Origin of the sequence: Serratia sp. JKS296 (genome assembly GCF_900215445.1) — a bacterium.
In the GTDB taxonomy this organism is placed as follows: Bacteria; Pseudomonadota; Gammaproteobacteria; order Enterobacterales; family Enterobacteriaceae; genus Serratia; species Serratia marcescens.
In genome coordinates this window covers 727,686-745,514 of the sequence record NZ_OCMX01000001.1, presented here as the reverse complement: position 1 = coordinate 745,514, position 17,829 = coordinate 727,686, and the positions used below count along the sequence as shown (strand labels likewise).

Below are 17,829 nucleotides of genomic sequence, written 5' to 3'. Positions count from 1 at the left end.
TCCTGAGCCCTTTTTCTTAGTGTAAACATAAATGGCTGACTAACTCAGTGAGCGCTCGCAAAGTTGGCAACTGAGCAAAATAAAACGGGAGGCCAAGGCCTCCCGTTAAACAGTTGCGCAATATAGCGGCTTACACGGCGGTTTGGAAGATCACGCCGTCGGCTTTTTCGGTGTACTGACCCAGCTGGTCAAAGTTCAGGTAGCGGTAGGTATCCGCCGCCGTCTTGTCGACCTGCGCCATATAGGTCTGGTACTCGTCCGGCGTCGGCAGGCGGCCCAGCAGGGACGCTACCGCGGCCAGTTCGGCAGACGCCAGATAGACGTTGGCGCCGGTGCCCAGACGGTTCGGGAAGTTACGGGTTGAGGTGGAAACCACCGTCGCGCCGTCCGCCACGCGCGCCTGGTTGCCCATGCACAGCGAGCAGCCCGGGATCTCGATACGCGCGCCGCTCTTGCCGAAGACGCTGTAGTAGCCTTCTTCGGTCAGCTGAGCCGCATCCATCTTGGTTGGCGGCGCCACCCACAGACGGGTCGGCAGCTGGCCCTTGTGCTGATCCAGCAGCTTGCCGGCCGCGCGGAAGTGGCCGATGTTGGTCATGCAAGAACCGATGAATACCTCATCGATTTTGCTGTTGGCCACGTCGGACAGCAGGCGCGCGTCGTCAGGATCGTTCGGCGCGCACAGGATCGGCTCTTTGATCTCGTTCAGATCGATGTCGATCACCGCCGCGTATTCCGCATCCGCATCGCCTTCCAGCAGTTGCGGATCCGCCAGCCATTTTTCCATGCCCTGAATACGGCGCTCCAGCGTACGGCGATCGCCGTAGCCTTCGGAGATCATCCACTTCAGCAGCACGATGTTGGAGTTCAGGTACTCTTCAATCGGCGCCTTGTCCAGCTTGATGGTACAACCGGCGGCGGAACGTTCGGCGGACGCATCGGTCAGCTCAAACGCCTGCTCGACCTTCAGATCCGGCAGGCCTTCGATCTCCAGAATGCGGCCGGAGAAGATGTTTTTCTTGCCCTTCTTCTCGACGGTCAGCAGACCCTGCTGGATCGCGTAGTAAGGGATGGCGTGCACCAGATCGCGCAGGGTGATGCCCGGCTGCATTTTGCCTTTGAAGCGCACCAGCACCGACTCAGGCATATCCAGCGGCATCACGCCGGTCGCGGCGGCAAACGCCACCAGGCCGGAACCGGCCGGGAAGGAGATGCCGATCGGGAAGCGGGTGTGGGAATCGCCGCCGGTGCCGACGGTGTCAGGCAGCAGCATGCGGTTCAGCCAGGAGTGGATCACGCCGTCGCCCGGGCGCAGCGAGACGCCGCCGCGGTTCATGATGAAGTCAGGCAGCGTGTGGTGCGTGGTCACGTCGACCGGTTTCGGGTACGCGGCGGTGTGGCAGAACGACTGCATGACCAGATCGGCGGAGAAGCCGAGGCAGGCCAGGTCTTTCAGCTCATCGCGGGTCATCGGGCCGGTGGTGTCCTGAGAGCCGACGGAGGTCATCTTCGGTTCGCAGTATTCGCCTGGGCGAATGCCGGCGACGCCGCAGGCGCGGCCGACCATTTTCTGCGCCAGCGAGAAGCCTTTGCTGCTGGCGGCTACCGGTTTGGCGATGCGGAACACGTCGCTGTGCGGCAGACCCAGCGCTTCGCGCGCCTTGGTGGTCAGGCCGCGGCCGATGATCAGCGGGATACGGCCGCCGGCGCGCACTTCATCCAACAGCACGTCGGTTTTCAGCTCGAAGTTGGCGATCAGCGCGCCGGTTTCGTGGTTGCGCACTTCACCTTTGTACGGGTAAACGTCGATCACGTCGCCCATGTTCAGCTCGGACACGTCCACTTCGATCGGCAAGGCGCCGGCATCTTCCATGGTATTGAAGAAGATAGGCGCAATCTTGCCGCCCAGCACCACGCCGCCGCCACGTTTGTTCGGCACGTGCGGGATGTCGTCGCCCATGAACCACAGCACCGAGTTGGTGGCGGATTTACGGGAGGAACCGGTGCCGACCACGTCGCCGACGTAGGCCAGCGGGAAGCCTTTCTTGTTCAGCAGCTCGATCTGTTTGATCGGGCCGACGCTGCCAGGCTGATCCGGCACGATGCCTTCACGTTCGTTTTTCAGCATCGCCAGCGCGTGCAGCGGGATGTCCGGGCGCGACCAGGCGTCCGGCGCCGGAGAAAGGTCGTCGGTGTTGGTTTCGCCGGTCACTTTGAACACGGTGACGGTGATCTTTTCCGCCAGCTCCGGGCGCGACAGGTACCATTCGGCGTCAGCCCAGGACTGCATGATCTGCTTGGCGTGCGGGTTGCCGGCCTTGGCCTTCTCTTCCACGTCGTAGAAGTTGTCGAACATCAGCAGCGTGTGGGACAGCGCTTTGGCGGCGATCGGCGCCAGCTTCTCGTTGTCCAGCGCTTCGATCAGCGGATGAATGTTATAGCCGCCCTGCATGGTGCCTAACAATTCAATGGCTTTCTCGGGGGTAACCAGGGGGGATGTCGCTTCACCTTTGGCGATGGCCGCCAGGAAACCTGCTTTGACGTAGGCGGCTTCGTCGACGCCCGGTGGAACACGGTTAATCAGCAGGTCTAACAGGAATTCTTCTTCGCCTTTTGGCGGATTCTTCAGTAGTTCGACCAGCGCGGCCATTTGGGTGGCGTCTAGCGGCTTAGGGGCGATGCCCTCAGCAGCACGCTCGGCTACGTGCTTACGGTATTCTTCTAGCACGACGTTCTCCTCGCTCTCATTGTCATTTATTGTGCCTGGCGTATATGCAAACCGGGTTTATACCCTTTGGGTTTCACTCTGTGGCTAGGCGATCGGCCCGTAAAGGCCCCGAAACGGTGACTGGGGCAAACAAGCGCGGTCAAACAGCGTTACAGCATGAAAGACTGATGGGTAGAGCGCACGGCGATATTGATGCCATCTATCCTGACGGGGCACTGCTGTCGATGTCCTGGACTGTAAGGTACAGTGCCCGGTTCCGCTCAGCCAGCATATCAGGATTTGAAACGGTTGTTAATTCGTTCACATAAAAGCAACATTAAATCTTTGCTGAATCGTTGAGCGCAGCGTAATCGGCTGCCGGACAAACAGGGCATTATATCCACATAATTAAAATGGATATAAGCATGAGGATCGGAATTTGGCGCAGCGGCCACAAAAAACCGTTTTGTGCATCTGGGCAAAAAAAAACGGCCCCTTCTCAGGAGCCGCTTGTTAACCGGTCAAGCCAGCAGAATTACTTCTTCTTGGCTTTCGGGTTAGGCAGGTCGGTGATGCTGCCTTCGTAGATTTCCGCCGCCAGGCCCACGGATTCGTGCAGGGTCGGGTGAGCGTGGATGGTCAGCGCGATGTCTTCCGCGTCGCAGCCCATCTCGATGGCCAGACCGATTTCACCCAGCAGTTCGCCGCCGTTGGTGCCGACAATCGCGCCACCGATGATGCGGTGAGTTTCTTTGTCGAAGATCAGTTTGGTCATGCCGTCTGCACAGTCGGAAGCGATCGCACGGCCGGAAGCCGCCCACGGGAAGGTGGAGGTTTCGTAGCTGATGCCTTTCTCTTTCGCTTCTTTCTCGGTCAGACCCACCCACGCCACTTCCGGCTCGGTGTAAGCGATGGATGGGATCACTTTCGGATCGAAGTAGTGCTTCATGCCGGCGATAACTTCTGCGGCAACGTGGCCTTCGTGCACGCCTTTGTGCGCCAGCATCGGCTGCCCGACGATGTCGCCGATGGCGAAGATGTGCGGCACGTTGGTGCGCAGCTGTTTGTCGACGTTGATGAAGCCACGCTCGTCAACTTCCACACCGGCTTTGCCGGCATCCAGCAGTTTGCCGTTCGGCACGCGGCCGATCGCCACCAGCACCGCGTCGTAACGCTGTGGTTCTGCCGGCGCTTTTTTACCTTCCATCGTGACGTAGATGCCGTCTTCTTTGGCTTCTACCGCGGTCACTTTGGTTTCCAGCATCAGGTTGAACTGCTTGCTGATACGTTTGGTGAAGACTTTCACCACGTCTTTATCTGCCGCCGGGATAACCTGATCGAACATTTCAACGACGTCGATCTGTGAACCCAGCGCATGGTATACGGTGCCCATTTCCAGGCCGATGATGCCGCCGCCCATAACCAGCAGACGCTCTGGGACGGTTTTCAGCTCCAGCGCATCGGTGGAATCCCACACGCGTGGATCTTCATGAGGAATGAATGGCAGTTGGATCGGACGAGAGCCTGCAGCGATGATGGCGTTGTCGAAGTTGATGGTGGTTGGGCCGTTTTCGCCTTCCACAACCAGGGTGTTAGCGCCGGTGAACTTGCCCAGGCCGTTGACCACTTTCACTTTACGGCCTTTCGCCATGCCAGCCAGACCGCCGGTCAGCTGAGTGATGACTTTTTCTTTCCAGACGCGCACTTTGTCGATGTCGGTTTTCGGCTCACCGAAAACGATGCCGTGTTCGGCCAGCGCTTTGGCTTCTTCGATCACTTTGGCAACGTGCAGCAGTGCTTTGGAAGGGATACATCCCACGTTCAGGCAAACCCCGCCCAGAGTGGAATAACGTTCAACCAGAACGGTTTCAAGACCTAAGTCAGCGCAACGAAAGGCTGCAGAGTAACCTGCCGGGCCCGCCCCAAGTACCACGACCTGAGTTTTAATTTCAGTACTCATCATGACCTCTTAATTGATTGTCCGGCGGGTCAGACGTCATTTTTATTGCTAATCGATCTCATAACGCCCTTCATCCACCGGGACGCTTACACCGCGAGCAGTTTACAGAATTGTTAATAATCTGCAAAGCGTGTTCGAGTGACCCGTGTCTCAACAATTTTGTCGAGTTATGCAAAATCCGACAAAACTGCTACAGAATCGTCAGGGGCGCAGCATGCTGCGCCCCTTTTGCATTACATCACCAGACGGCGAATGTCGGACAACATGTTGTTGATGATGGTGATGAAGCGCGCACCATCGGCACCGTCGATAACGCGGTGGTCGAAGGACAGCGACATCGGCATCATCAGGCGCGGCATGAACTCTTTACCGTTCCAGACCGGCTCCATCGCAGACTTGGAGACGCCCAGGATAGCCACTTCCGGCGCGTTGACGATCGGCGCGAAGTGAGTCGTCCCGATGCCGCCCAGGCTGGAGATGGTGAAGCAGCCGCCCTGCATCTCGCCCGCGGTCAGCTTGCCGTCGCGCGCTTTCTTGGAGATGGTCATCAGCTCGCGAGACAACTCGGTGATGCTCTTCTTGTTCACGTCCTTGAACACCGGAACCACCAGGCCGTTCGGGGTATCTACCGCCACGCCGATGTTGATGTATTTCTTCAGCGTCAGCTTCTGGCCATCTTCGGACAGCGAGCTGTTGAAGCGCGGCATCTGCTCCAGAGCGGCAGCAACGGCTTTCATGATGAACACGACAGGCGTGAACTTCACGTCCAGCTTGCGCTTGGCCGCTTCTTCGTTCTGCTGCTTGCGGAACGCTTCCAGATCGGTGATGTCGGTTTTGTCGAAGTGAGTCACGTGCGGGATCATCACCCAGTTGCGGCTCAGGTTCGCGCCAGAGATCTTCTGGATGCGGCCCATCTCGACTTCTTCGATCTCGCCGAACTTGCTGAAGTCCACTTTCGGCCATGGCAGCATGCCCGGCAGACCGCCGCCGGCAGCAGCCGGAGCCGCTTCAGCGCGTTTCACCGCGTCTTTCACGTAAGCCTGAACGTCTTCGCGCAGGATGCGGCCTTTACGACCGGTGCCTTTCACTTTCGCCAGGTTAACGCCGAATTCACGCGCCAGACGACGAATGACCGGAGTCGCGTGCACGTAGGCCGCGTTCTCGGCGAACTCGCCTTTGTCTTCAGCTTTCGCAGCCGGCGCGGCGGCTTTAGCGGCGGCCGGCGCCGGCGCAGCGTCCGCTTTAGCGGCTGGGGCGGCGGCAGCGGCAGGCGCAGCGCCTTCCACTTCGAACACCATGATCAGGGAGCCGGTTTTCACTTTATCGCCGGTCGCGATCTTGATCTCTTTCACGGTGCCCGCGAACGGCGCTGGCACTTCCATGGAGGCCTTGTCGCCTTCCACGGTGATCAGAGACTGCTCGGCGGCAACCTTGTCGCCCACCTTGACCATCACCTCGGTCACTTCGACTTCATCACCGCCGATGTCCGGCACGGCGACGTCTTTGGCCGCAGAGGCCGCAGGCGCTGCAGCGGCAGCCGGTGCTTCAGCCGCAGCCGGGGCCGCAGCGGAAGCGGCGCCAGCCACTTCGAACACCATGATCAGGGAACCGGTTTTCACTTTGTCGCCGGTCGCGATCTTGATCTCTTTCACGGTGCCCGCGAACGGCGCAGGGACTTCCATGGAAGCCTTGTCGCCTTCCACAGTGATCAGGGACTGCTCGGCTTCCACCTTGTCGCCCACTTTCACCAGGATCTCGGTCACTTCGACTTCGTCGGCGCCGATGTCCGGCACGGCAACGTCTTTGGCAGCAGCAGCAGCCGGGGCAGCTGCTGCTGCCGCCGGTTTTTCTTCTGCTTTCGCCGCCGGTGCAGCTTCCGCCGCGCCTGCCGCTTCGAAGATCATGATCAGTTTGCCGGTTTCGGTTTTATCGCCGACCGCCACTTTGATCTCTTTCACCACGCCCGCCTGCGGGGAGGGCACTTCCATGGAAGCCTTGTCGCCTTCCACGGTGATCAGCGATTGTTCCGCTTCAACTTTATCGCCGACCTTCACCAGAATCTCGGTGATTTCGACTTCATCTGCACCGATGTCCGGTACGTTGATTTCGATAGACATTATTCAGTACCTCTTAGGCCAGACGCGGGTTAACTTTTTCCGGGTTGATGTCGAATTTCTTGATTGCATCAGCAACCACAGAAGCTTCGATCTCACCGCGTTTAGCCAGTTCACCCAGAGCAGCAACCACCACGTAAGATGCATCGACTTCGAAGTGGTGGCGCAGGTTTTCGCGGCTGTCCGAACGACCAAAGCCGTCGGTGCCCAGTACGCGATAATCGCTGGCCGGCACATAAGTACGAACCTGTTCGGCGAACAGTTTCATGTAGTCGGTAGACGCTACCGCAGGCGCGTCGCTCATCACCTGAGCGATGTAAGGCACGCGTGGCGTTTCGGTTGGGTGCAGCATGTTCCAGCGCTCGCAATCCTGGCCGTCGCGCGCCAGTTCGGTGAACGAGGTCACGCTGTAGGTGTCGGAACCCACGCCGTAGTCCTTCGCCAGGATCTGCGCAGCTTCGCGCACGTGGCGCAGGATGGCGCCGGAGCCCAATAGCTGCACCTTGCCTTTGCTGCCTTCCAGCGTTTCCAGCTTGTAGATACCCTTGCGGATACCTTCTTCCGCACCCTGCGGCATCGCAGGCATGTGGTAGTTTTCGTTCAGCGTGGTCAGGTAGTAGTACACGTTTTCCGGGTTGTCGCCATACATGCGCACCAGACCGTCGTGCATGATCACCGCCACTTCGTACGCGTAAGCCGGATCGTAAGAGATGCAGTTAGGAATGGTCAGAGACTGAATGTGGCTGTGGCCATCTTCGTGCTGCAGACCTTCGCCGTTCAGGGTAGTACGGCCCGAGGTCCCGCCGATCAGGAAGCCGCGCGCCTGTTGGTCGCCCGCTGCCCAGCACAGGTCGCCGATGCGTTGGAAACCGAACATCGAGTAGTAGATGTAGAACGGAATCATCGGCAGATCGTTGGTGCTGTAGGAGGTCGCTGCGGCCAGCCAGGAAGAGGCTGCGCCCAGTTCGTTGATGCCTTCCTGCAGGATTTGGCCTTTCTCGTCTTCTTTGTAGTAAGCAACCTGCTCACGGTCCTGCGGGGTGTACTGCTGGCCGTTCGGGCTGTAGATACCGATCTGACGGAACAGACCTTCCATACCGAAGGTACGCGCTTCGTCGGCGATGATTGGCACCAGGCGATCTTTGATCGACTTGTTCTTCAGCATCACGTTCAGGGCACGCACGAAGGCGATAGTGGTGGAGATCTCTTTGTTCTGCTCTTCCAGCAGCGAACTGAAATCTTCCAGCGCCGGCATTTCCAGCTTCTGGGTGAACTCCGGCAGACGGGTAGGCACGTAGCCTTTCAGCGCCTGGCGACGTTCGTGCAGGTATTTGTACTCTTCGGAATCTTTCTCGAAGGTGATGTACGGCAGTTTTTCGATGTCAGCATCGGCAACCGGCACATTGAAACGATCGCGGAAGTGGTGAACCCCTTCCATGTTCATTTTCTTCACCTGGTGAGCGATGTTTTTACCTTCCGCGGTTTCACCCATGCCGTAACCTTTGATGGTGTGGGCCAGGATAACGGTCGGTTTGCCTTTGGTGTCCTGCGCTTTTTTCAGTGCAGCGAAGATTTTCTTCGGATCGTGACCACCACGGTTCAGCGCCCAGATTTCGTCGTCGGTCATGTCTTTGACCAGCGCCGCGGTTTCCGGGTAACGGCCGAAGAAGTGCTCGCGCACGTAAGCGCCGTCTTTGGATTTGAAGGTCTGGTAGTCGCCGTCCAGGGTCTCGTTCATCAGCTGAACCAGTTTACCGCTGGTGTCTTTGCGCAGCAGCTCGTCCCAACGGCCGCCCCAGATCACTTTCAGCACCTGCCAGCCTGCGCCGGAGAAGATGCCTTCCAGTTCGTTGATGATCTTGCCGTTACCGGTGACCGGGCCGTCCAGGCGCTGCAGGTTGCAGTTGATGACGAACACCAGGTTGTCCAGCTTCTCGCGAGTCGCGATGGTGATGGCGCCTTTGGATTCCGGCTCATCCATCTCACCGTCGCCCAAGAAGGCGTAAACGGTCTGCTCAGAGGTGTCTTTCAGGCCGCGGTGTTCCAGGTATTTCAGGAACTTCGCCTGATAGATGGCGCTGATTGGGCCCAGGCCCATGGATACGGTCGGGAACTGCCAGAATTCCGGCATCAGCTTAGGATGCGGGTAAGAGGACAGACCGTTGCCGTGCACTTCCTGACGGAAGTTGTTCATCTGTTCTTCGGTCAGGCGGCCTTCAAGGAAGGCGCGCGCGTAAACGCCCGGAGAGATGTGGCCCTGGAAGTACACCAGGTCGCCGCCGTCTTTCTCGTTGCGTGCGCGGAAGAAGTGGTTAAAGCAGACTTCATAGAAGGTCGCGGAAGACTGGAAGGAAGCCATGTGGCCGCCCAGCTCCAGGTCTTTTTTGGATGCGCGCAGAACGGTCATGATCGCGTTCCAACGGATCGCAGAGCGAATGCGGCGTTCCAGATCCAGGTTGCCTGGGTAGGCCGGTTCGTCTTCTACCGCGATGGTGTTGACGTAGTTGTGCGCTGCAGCACCTGCCGCAACGTTAACGCCGCCTTTGCGGGCTTCTCCCAATACCTGATCAATCAGAAACTGAGCTCGCTCAACACCCTCTTCACGGATGACCGATTCGATCGCCTGCAGCCAGTCGCGGGTTTCGATCGGATCCACGTCATTGTTTAAACGTTCTGACATGGTGGTATTCCTTATCTGTCTAATGGTTTGTTTGGAGCCTGTCTTCCTGTGTTCTGTGCAAAAACACACGAAGACAGGCCCATCAGTTTAGTTGCCGCTTAAGTACTTAACTAAGTACCTCGAACTTAACCCCCGCAGGCTGGTGTACCCTGAAGAGGACAGCTCTTAATCCTTGCGTTGCTGGAGACGCCGTAGCGATCTCTCGCGCCGAGTATGCTCCCGGCTGAGATCCAGCAAGATTTCCTCGATAAACGCCAAGTGGCGATGCGAGGCTTCACGGGCCTTTTCCGGCTCGCGTGCCACAATCGCCTCAAAAATTCCGGCGCGGTGGCTGCTCACTTTTGCCAACATCTCACGGCGCGAGTAGAGCAATTCAAAGTTCTGACGCACGTTCTGTTCCAGCATCGGCCCCATGCAGCGTAGCAGGTGAAGTAACACAACGTTGTGAGCGGCTTCGGTCACGGCGATTTGATACTGCATGACCGCATCGGCTTCGGCGTCGAGATCGCCGCTGTCTTGAGCCTGTTGAATCACGATGTGGCAATCGCGGATGCGCGCCAGATCTTCATCGGTGCCGCGCAGCGCCGCGTAATAGGCGGCAATGCCTTCCAGCGCGTGACGGGTTTCCAGCAGATCGAACTGTGATTCGGGATGGTCGGCCAGCAGCTCGGCCAGCGGATCGCTGAAGCTCTGCCACAGATTAGTTTGCACGAAGGTGCCGCCGCCCTGACGGCGCAGGAGCAGCCCTTTCGCTTCAAGGCGCTGAATGGCCTCTCTCAGAGAAGGACGGGAGACATCAAATTGTTTCGCCAGCTCGCGCTCCGGAGGCAGTTTTTCGCCTGGGCGCAGTGTCCCCTCGAGGATCAGGTATTCGAGCTGTTGCTCGATAACATCTGACAACTTGGGTTGGCGGATTTTGCTGTAGGCCATGAGTGAATTCTTCTCTGCGAATGGCGCGGAGTCAATTGGTAATACCAATTTCAAAAACGTGACGGTAAAGTAACAAAGTATTCACCTCCTGTCCATACGGGCCTTGATCGAAATCAGGTTACCCGCACATTTTAACACCCCGCTGAAAACCCCGCTGCAAACCGGTAACGCCGTGATGGTATTACCATTTACGCGGCGGGTTGGGGATTTAACTTTTACCAAACCTTACGCAAGGCAGAGTGCAAACTTTTTGCCCGAGTTTTATTGCATGGTTATGACGCTTTAATGAATGGCTATTTGGCGAGCAGCGCAACGGTGGTTCGTTCATTATTTGAACGCCCCCCCACCGTTCAGATCTACGTTATTTTTGCGCATTATGTGATTTGTTGCTTATTTCATGCACTGAATCCCCCCCGCCGTCACACAACCCGCATTTTGTTTCCTAAACTGCTGCAATCTTAATCACTCACACGACAAAGCAGGTGCAAACCGACGCACATAACATTATTCTCTGCCAAACGGTAGCGGCGCCGTGGAATTAATAGCTATAACGCCGTAAATAAAACAAAACACACATCGTAACCACTGCTTTACAAGCAGGTGGGCATTCACAACGACAGAGGGTTAGATTGATGGATGGTCAACAGCATGGTGACCAGCTGAAACGCGGCCTGAAAAACCGCCATATTCAGCTCATCGCCTTAGGTGGCGCAATCGGCACCGGGTTATTTCTCGGTATCGCTCAAACAATAAAAATGGCCGGCCCGTCAGTGCTTCTCGGCTACGCCATCGGCGGCTTCATCGCGTTTCTGATCATGCGCCAGCTGGGGGAAATGGTGGTGGAAGAGCCGGTCGCCGGCTCCTTCAGCCACTTCGCCTACAAATACTGGGGCAACTTCGCCGGCTTCGCCTCCGGCTGGAACTACTGGGTGCTGTATGTCCTGGTGGCGATGGCGGAGTTGACCGCGGTCGGCATCTACGTGCAGTACTGGTGGCCGGAGATCCCCACCTGGGTTTCCGCCGCGGTGTTCTTCCTGGCGATCAACGCCATCAACCTGGCCAACGTCAAAGTTTACGGCGAGATGGAGTTCTGGTTCGCCATCATCAAAGTGGTGGCGATTATCGGCATGATCGTGTTCGGCGCCTACCTGCTGTTCAGCGGCATGGGCGGCCCGGAAGCCACCGTCACCAACCTGTGGGCGCAGGGCGGGTTCTTCCCGAACGGCGTCATGGGCCTGGTGATGGCGATGGCGGTGATCATGTTCTCCTTCGGCGGCCTCGAGCTGGTCGGCATCACCGCAGCCGAAGCCGACAACCCGCAAAAAAGCATTCCGAAAGCGACCAATCAGGTGATCTACCGCATCCTGATCTTCTATATCGGTTCGCTGGCCATTCTGCTGTCGCTGTACCCGTGGGGCAAAGTGGTCGAAGGCGGCAGCCCGTTCGTGCTGATCTTCCACGCGCTGAACAGCAACCTGGTGGCGACCGTGCTGAACATCGTAGTGCTCACCGCCGCGCTGTCGGTCTACAACAGCTGCGTCTACTGCAACAGCCGCATGCTGTACGGCCTGGCGCAGCAGGGCAACGGCCCGAAAAGCCTGCTTAAGGTCGACGGCCGCGGCGTGCCGGTGGTGGCCATCGGCATTTCCGCCCTCGCCACCGCGCTGTGCGTGCTGATTAACTACCTGATCCCGGGCCGCGCCTTCGAACTGCTGATGGCGTTGGTGGTATCGGCGCTGGTGATCAACTGGGCGATGATCAGCCTGGCGCACCTGAAATTCCGCGCCGCCAAAAACCGCGAAGGCGTGGTGCCGAAGTTCAAAGCGTTCTGGTATCCGTTCAGCAACTACCTGTGCCTGCTGTTCATGGCCGGCATCCTGGTGATCATGTACCTGACGCCGGGCATTCAAATCTCGGTGCTGCTGATCCCGGTGTGGGTAGCGATCCTGGCCGTCGGTTACGCCATCAAACAGCGCAGCCAGCGCGTCGACGGCGTCACCAGCCGTTGAACCCCGTGACCGCGCAATAAAATGGCCCGCAGATGCGGGCCATTTTTTTCGCCTGAACGCCGCTTACTTGCGCAGCGCTTTCACCTGCTCGGCGGTGACGTCCGCCGGCAAACCGCCCCAGGTCACCCGCAGGTAATTCACCAGTTCCGCCACTTCAGCATCGCTCAGACGCTCGCCGAAGCCCGGCATGCTCTGCATGCTTTCACCGTTCGGGAACTGCTGGGCCGGCAGGCCATCCAGCACCGACACGATCAGGTTCTTGCCGTCCGCCTGGCGCAGCGTGGCGTTATCGCGCATCGCCGGTGCGACGTGCGGTTTGCCCTCGCCTTCGCGCGCATGGCAACCGGCGCACTGATCCAGATAGGTCATGCGCCCGGCATCGCTGCCCTGGCCCATTTTCACCGGCACCGTCGCCGGCGGCTGCTCACCCATCAGATACAGCGCCAGCGCCTGATGATCTTCCGGCGTCAAATGACGGGTGCTGAGATCCACCACCATGTGCATCTCGCTGAAGGCGGAACCCTGCGGTGCGAGGCCGGTGCTGAGGAAGCGGCTGACGTCCTGCGGCGTCCAGCCGCGCTGCGCCAGACCGTGCGGCGTAATGTCCGGCGCCATGAAGCGGCCGAGATCGCCGCCCTGCATCGGTTTGCCGAGATCCATCTGCCCCAGCGCGCCGCGCGGCGTGTGGCATTCGCCACAGTGGCCCAGCACGTCGGCCAGATAGCGGCCGCGCTGCCATTGCGGCGAGCTGCCCTGCGAGCTGGCCGGCAACGGATCCTGACTGCGGAACAACAGATTCCAGCCGATCAGCGCCATGCGCTGGTTAAACGGGAATGGCATGTCGTTGGCCGGAATGGCCACGTCCACCGCCGGGCGCGTCATCAGGTAAGCGTAGATGTCGTCGGCGTCCTGACGCGACATGCCCTTATACGAAGTGTAAGGCATCGCCGGGTACAGGTGCCGCCCGCCCGGCGCCACGCCCTGCGTCAACGCCAGGAAGAAGTCGTCCTTGCTCCAGCGCCCGATGCCGTGGTCGGCCGATGGCGTCAGGTTACTGCCGTAAATCGTGCCGAACGGCGTGTCCAGCGGATAGCCGCCGGCCAACGGTGCCCCACCGCTGGCGGTATGGCAGGCGGCGCAGTCGGCGGCCTGCGCCAGATAGCGGCCGCGGGCGATCTGTTCGGCGCTGGCGGTTATCTGCTGCACCGGGCCGTCGTAACGGCGGTTTTCCCGCCACCACAGCAGCGCAATCACCACGATCGCCACCAGCACAATCAACACTGCGAGACGTTTTTTCATTGCGCCGTCTCCTTCAGCAGGCCCGGCGTTTTCAGCACCACGTCGCGCACCGCTTCGTAGTAGCGCACGTAGCCGGTGCAGCGGCAGATGTGGCTATCCAGCGCCTGCTCGATGGCATTCTCCAGCTGATCGCGGGCGATCGGCTCACGCTTGAGCTTTTCCACGAAAATGGTGGCGGCGTTGACGAAGCCCGGCGTGCAGTAGCCGCACTGGAAGCTGTAGTGTTCCAGAAACGCCTGCTGGATCGGCGACAGCTCGACCACCTCGCCCTGTTCGTCCACCCTGGCGTGGCCTTCGACAGTGCGCACTTTCTTGCCGTTGAAGAAATGCGCGCCGGTGATGCAGGTGCGCACCTCTTCGCTGGTGCCGCTCGGGTGATCGACGATTGCCACGCAGGCGTGGCAAATGCCCTGCCCGCAGCCGAGGCGCGAACCGGTCAAATCGAGATACTCGTGCAGGAAATCGATCATCATCAGGCCTTCCGGCACCTCGATCGGGCCGTACTGCTTTTCGTTGATGGTCAGGGAAATCGGCTGGGTTTTAATGCTCATTGTAATACCTCACGAATATTTTCTGCACGAACGGGCAAATCACGGAAACGGTGGCCGGTGGCGTCGGCGATGGCGTTGACCAGCGCGGCCACGATCGGGATCATCACCACCTCCGCCATGCCTTTCGGCGGATCGGTTTCCGACAGCGCCGGCAGGATGTCGCCGCTCTGTTTCCACACCGCCACATCACTGGCGCGCGGCAGGTGGTAACGGTTGAAGTTCCAGGTGCCGTTGCCCGGGCCGTCTTCGTACAGCGGTAAATATTCGTGCAGCGCATGGCCGATGCCCATCGCCAGCCCGCCCTGCAGCTGGCCGGAAACCAGTTCCGGCACGATCAGGTTGCCGCACTCCATGATCGAGTGGTGATTCAACAACTCCACCTGGCCGGTGGCGATATCCACCGCCACTTCCGCCAACGTGCCGACGGCGCTGTAGTAGGTCACCGCCGCATTGTTGCGCTGGGTCGGCGGGTAGTAGACCTGCCCGCGCGCCAGCGGTTTGAATTCGCCGCCGGCGTTGCGCAGCGCCATGCCGTCGACCGGCAGGCGTTCGCTTTTGCCGTTCAACGTGAAATCGGCCTCCGCCCACTGCCAGCGGTTGAACACGTGCACCGCGGCACCGGTGACGCTGCCCATCTGATAAGCCGTCTTGGCCAGCAGCTCGAGGCTCAGCACCGACATGCCCGCCGCCGTCAGGCCGCCTTCGACCCAACGCGCATCTTCGCGCCGCACCACCAGCGGCGCCGCCTGGCCGCCGCCGATACCGGCCTGCCACAGCGCCATCGCCGCCGGCCACAGGCCGTGATCGAAGATCAGGCGCGCCGCTTCGCGAGTGCTGTGCGAGAAGTAATAGGCCGAGTTGCTGGCGCTGGACGGCGAACAGTAGCTCGGCGTCCAGTTGGGGTTGGTTTGCAGCTTGTCCTGCTCTTCCTGCGACATCAGGTAAGGATCGCCGCTGGTGACCATCGGCAATACCGACCAGTCGGTGACCGAGAAGTGCGCTTCGTCGGCCGGTTTGCCCAGCCACTGCGCGCACAGCACCGACTGCGAGGTCGACATGCCGGTGCCCATCTCTGCGCCGCTGTGATGCAGGGTGATGCGGCCATCTTCGCTCAGCTCCACCCGGGCGAACGAAGTTTCCGCCCCGGTGCCGAAGTCTTTCTGCACGCAGCCGAAGCCGACGCCATAGCGCTTGCCGGGATGGCGGCTCTCAAACTCGGCCTTGCGTTCGGCGCGCTTGAGCCACATCTCGTGCTTCGCCGCCTTCTCCAGCACTTCATCGGCGCGGATCGCACCGGCCGGGATCGCCCCCTGGGTGTTTTTCATGCCGGATTTCAGCACGTTGCGCAGGCGAAACTCGATCGGGTCGATCTTCAGCTCGGCGGCCAGCTCATCCACCATCATCTCGGTGGCGGCCATGCTCTGCAGCGTGCCGTAACCGCGCGCCGAACCGGCGTCGATGGCGCGTGAAGCCAACCCGACCGACGACAGATCGCTTTTCGGGAAGTAGTAAATCGACTGGGCAGCGGTTGCGCCGACCATCACCACCGAAGGGGTAAAGTTGCTGCGGCCGCCGCCGTCCGCGGTCATGTCACCGAGGAACGACTGCATGACGCCGGTCTGCTTATTCACCGCGATGCGGTAGTTCATGTCGAACGCATGGCGCTTCAGCGCCGTCTGGAACTGCTCGAAACGGTCATTGGCCAGGCGCACCGGGTGGCCGTCGCCGTACATCGCCGCCACCGCGCCGTAATACGGGAAGTTGTAGTGGTCTTTCGAGCCGTAGCCCACGGTATAGCACGGGTGCAGGATCAGCTGTTTCACCGGCGGGTTGCGCTTGGCCAGCATGCGCGGCATCTCGTCGGCCACTTCCTGCGGCGACTGAGTCGGTACCACCAGATGCAGGGTTTGCGTCTGCGCGTCGAACCAGCCGTTGGCGTTGTCCGGCTCCAGCGCCGAGGTGTCGATCGACTGCGTGGTGTAGCGGCGCGACATTACCAGCCAGTCGGCCGGCGGATTCGCCAACTCGTCGGCGATCATCCCCGCATAGCGCATGCCTTCCTGATCCAGCTTGCCGCCCTCACGCCCTTCCGGCCACACCGGCAGGTGTTTTTTCATCGACACCGGGAAGATCGGCGTGTCCTTCAGGCTGGAGAAGCGGTCGTCGTCGAACGGCTGTTCTCCCCCCACCCGCACATAGCGGAAGCTGCCCCAGGGATCGCGCTCCAGCGGGCCGGTGACCGCGCCGTATTTGATGGTTTCCTCACGGAATTTCAGCTTGTCCTTGGCGAAGCGGAAACGGGCGAAGTCGTGATAGATCAGGATCGCCACCGCCTGGCCGAGATAGGCCGGGGTTTTGCCGTTCGGCAGCAGCATGTCGTCACCGTAGAACGCCGGAAAGGCCAGGCCATCGCGCGCCAGATCTTCCGCCGTCACCAGGCGATCGGGCTGCAGATCGTCCCCCAGCAGCGACAGATCGACGCCTTCGAACAGCCGGTCGGCTTTGGTCACGCGCAGAATGAAGGCGTGCGCCTGTTTCTGCGGCCAGTGCGGCATGTCCACCGCGCGGATATCGCGCGCGAACACCTTCTGCCCCATGACCTTGGCGCGGCCATCGATACGGAAACGGACGCGCTTGGCCTGCGGATCCCAGTTGGGCGACTGGAGGATTTTTTGCTCGAACAGCGCGGCGTAGGCACGGCTGTACAGGGGGGCGAGGTACACGGAGACCCCCGCAATCACGGCGCTTTTGATAAAGCGGCGCCGCGACGGGTTGAAATTGCTCATAAATAAGTCCTTCACGTCTTTCTTGTAATTGGTTTTTGTTCGCGGTGTTGTTGCGCAAACGCTGACGACCTTGCCGTAGACGTCATAAGCATATGCTTATAACTAAAATTATGTGATGATTAACAGGTTGTTTTCAACAAAAAAACATTTACAAAACACAGGTAGTTTGTAGGCTAATAAATAATTTGCGCAAACGCGGACTTCAACCATGACCACGGGCATTGTCATTACCGCCGCCGGACGCGGAGAGCGCTTTATTCAGGCCGGCGGCCAGGGCAACAAATTGAACGCCGGATTTGCCGATGCGGCGGGCGAGCGGCGATCGCTGTTTGAACACACCCTGCGCCGGGCATTGGCCTCCGGCCTGCCGGTACATGTGGTGGCCCGGCCGGATAATCTGCCGGTGCTGGCAGCCTGCGCCGCCAACCAGGTGCCGGTCACCCTGCTCGCCAGCGCGGGCCTCGGCGACTCAATCGCCGCGGGCGTTGCGGCCACGCCGCACTGGCAAGGCTGGCTGATCCACCTGGCCGATATGCCGTTCGTCGGCGCCGACGTTTTCCGACAGGTGGCGGATGCCTTGCGGCAGCACCCGATCGTGCGCCCCAGCTATGCGCAACAGCCCGGCCACCCGGTCGGCTTTTCCGCCCGATTGCGCAAACCACTTTGCCAACTGCGCGGCGATAATGGCGCGCGTGAACTGCTGCAAGGCGCAGCGGTGCACCTGCTGCCGCTTGAACACCCCGGCGTCGTGCGGGATATTGATCTTCCATCGCAACTCCCGGCCAGCGAGTAA

The 17,829-nt window shown here is 59.9% G+C and carries 10 protein-coding genes; 2 read left to right on the top strand and 8 right to left on the bottom strand.

Going from position 1 to position 17,829, the window contains the following annotated elements; genetic code table 11:
* Positions 1–130: 130 nt before the first annotated feature.
* From acnB to pdhR, 5 genes are all read right to left on the bottom strand, one after another.
* Positions 131–2,728 (bottom strand): bifunctional aconitate hydratase 2/2-methylisocitrate dehydratase, encoded by a 2,598-nt coding sequence (gene acnB / locus CRO23_RS03540; RefSeq protein WP_004937504.1) that lies wholly within the window; start codon positions 2,726–2,728, stop codon positions 131–133.
* A 514-nt stretch (positions 2,729–3,242) separates the two neighbouring features.
* Positions 3,243–4,667 (bottom strand): dihydrolipoyl dehydrogenase, encoded by a 1,425-nt coding sequence (gene lpdA, locus CRO23_RS03535; RefSeq protein WP_004937500.1) that lies wholly within the window; start codon positions 4,665–4,667, stop codon positions 3,243–3,245.
* Between the two features lie 233 nt (positions 4,668–4,900).
* A complete protein-coding gene (gene aceF, locus CRO23_RS03530) occupies positions 4,901–6,784 on the bottom strand; it encodes a pyruvate dehydrogenase complex dihydrolipoyllysine-residue acetyltransferase (protein ID WP_004937497.1) in 1,884 nt (627 codons plus the stop codon).
* Between the two features lie 13 nt (positions 6,785–6,797).
* Complete coding sequence (gene aceE, locus CRO23_RS03525) at positions 6,798–9,461, bottom strand: pyruvate dehydrogenase (acetyl-transferring), homodimeric type (RefSeq protein WP_004937495.1); 2,664 nt, start codon at positions 9,459–9,461, stop codon at positions 6,798–6,800.
* 165 nt (positions 9,462–9,626) lie between these two features.
* Positions 9,627–10,391, bottom strand: coding sequence for a pyruvate dehydrogenase complex transcriptional repressor PdhR (gene pdhR, locus CRO23_RS03520; protein ID WP_004937490.1), 765 nt, complete (start codon positions 10,389–10,391; stop codon positions 9,627–9,629).
* 632 nt (positions 10,392–11,023) lie between these two features.
* Here pdhR and CRO23_RS03515 point away from each other — a divergent pair.
* Complete coding sequence (locus tag CRO23_RS03515; protein WP_004937488.1) at positions 11,024–12,400, top strand: amino acid permease; 1,377 nt, start codon at positions 11,024–11,026, stop codon at positions 12,398–12,400.
* Between the two features lie 63 nt (positions 12,401–12,463).
* Here the strand turns inward: CRO23_RS03515 and CRO23_RS03510 are convergent, their stop codons facing one another.
* The 3 genes from CRO23_RS03510 to CRO23_RS03500 are packed head-to-tail and all read right to left on the bottom strand — an operon-like array spanning position 12,464 to position 17,036.
* A complete protein-coding gene (locus tag CRO23_RS03510) occupies positions 12,464–13,699 on the bottom strand; it encodes a cytochrome c (protein WP_097101392.1) in 1,236 nt (411 codons plus the stop codon).
* Complete coding sequence (locus tag CRO23_RS03505; protein ID WP_015379038.1) at positions 13,696–14,250, bottom strand: (2Fe-2S)-binding protein; 555 nt, start codon at positions 14,248–14,250, stop codon at positions 13,696–13,698. Before CRO23_RS03505 ends, CRO23_RS03510 begins: the two co-directional genes overlap by 4 nt.
* On the bottom strand, positions 14,247–17,036 hold the full coding sequence (locus CRO23_RS03500; protein ID WP_097101390.1) for a xanthine dehydrogenase family protein molybdopterin-binding subunit: 2,790 nt from the start codon (positions 17,034–17,036) through the stop codon (positions 14,247–14,249). The genes CRO23_RS03505 and CRO23_RS03500 overlap by 4 nt, the downstream gene beginning before the upstream one ends.
* Before the next feature lie 208 nt (positions 17,037–17,244).
* On the opposite strand from CRO23_RS03500, the gene CRO23_RS03495 reads away from it, so the two are divergent.
* A complete protein-coding gene (locus CRO23_RS03495; RefSeq protein ID WP_097101389.1) occupies positions 17,245–17,829 on the top strand; it encodes a nucleotidyltransferase family protein in 585 nt (194 codons plus the stop codon).

Coding starts and splice junctions, on each gene's coding strand:
- pdhR (WP_004937490.1), bottom strand. CDS start 10,391: ATGGCCTACAGCAAAATCCGCCAACCCAAGTTGTCAGATGTTATCGAG.
- CRO23_RS03495 (WP_097101389.1), top strand. CDS start 17,245: ATGACCACGGGCATTGTCATTACCGCCGCCGGACGCGGAGAGCGCTTT.
- CRO23_RS03505 (WP_015379038.1), bottom strand. CDS start 14,250: ATGAGCATTAAAACCCAGCCGATTTCCCTGACCATCAACGAAAAGCAG.
- aceF (WP_004937497.1), bottom strand. CDS start 6,784: ATGTCTATCGAAATCAACGTACCGGACATCGGTGCAGATGAAGTCGAA.
- CRO23_RS03515 (WP_004937488.1), top strand. CDS start 11,024: ATGGATGGTCAACAGCATGGTGACCAGCTGAAACGCGGCCTGAAAAAC.
- aceE (WP_004937495.1), bottom strand. CDS start 9,461: ATGTCAGAACGTTTAAACAATGACGTGGATCCGATCGAAACCCGCGAC.
- lpdA (WP_004937500.1), bottom strand. CDS start 4,667: ATGAGTACTGAAATTAAAACTCAGGTCGTGGTACTTGGGGCGGGCCCG.
- CRO23_RS03510 (WP_097101392.1), bottom strand. CDS start 13,699: ATGAAAAAACGTCTCGCAGTGTTGATTGTGCTGGTGGCGATCGTGGTG.
- CRO23_RS03500 (WP_097101390.1), bottom strand. CDS start 17,036: ATGAGCAATTTCAACCCGTCGCGGCGCCGCTTTATCAAAAGCGCCGTG.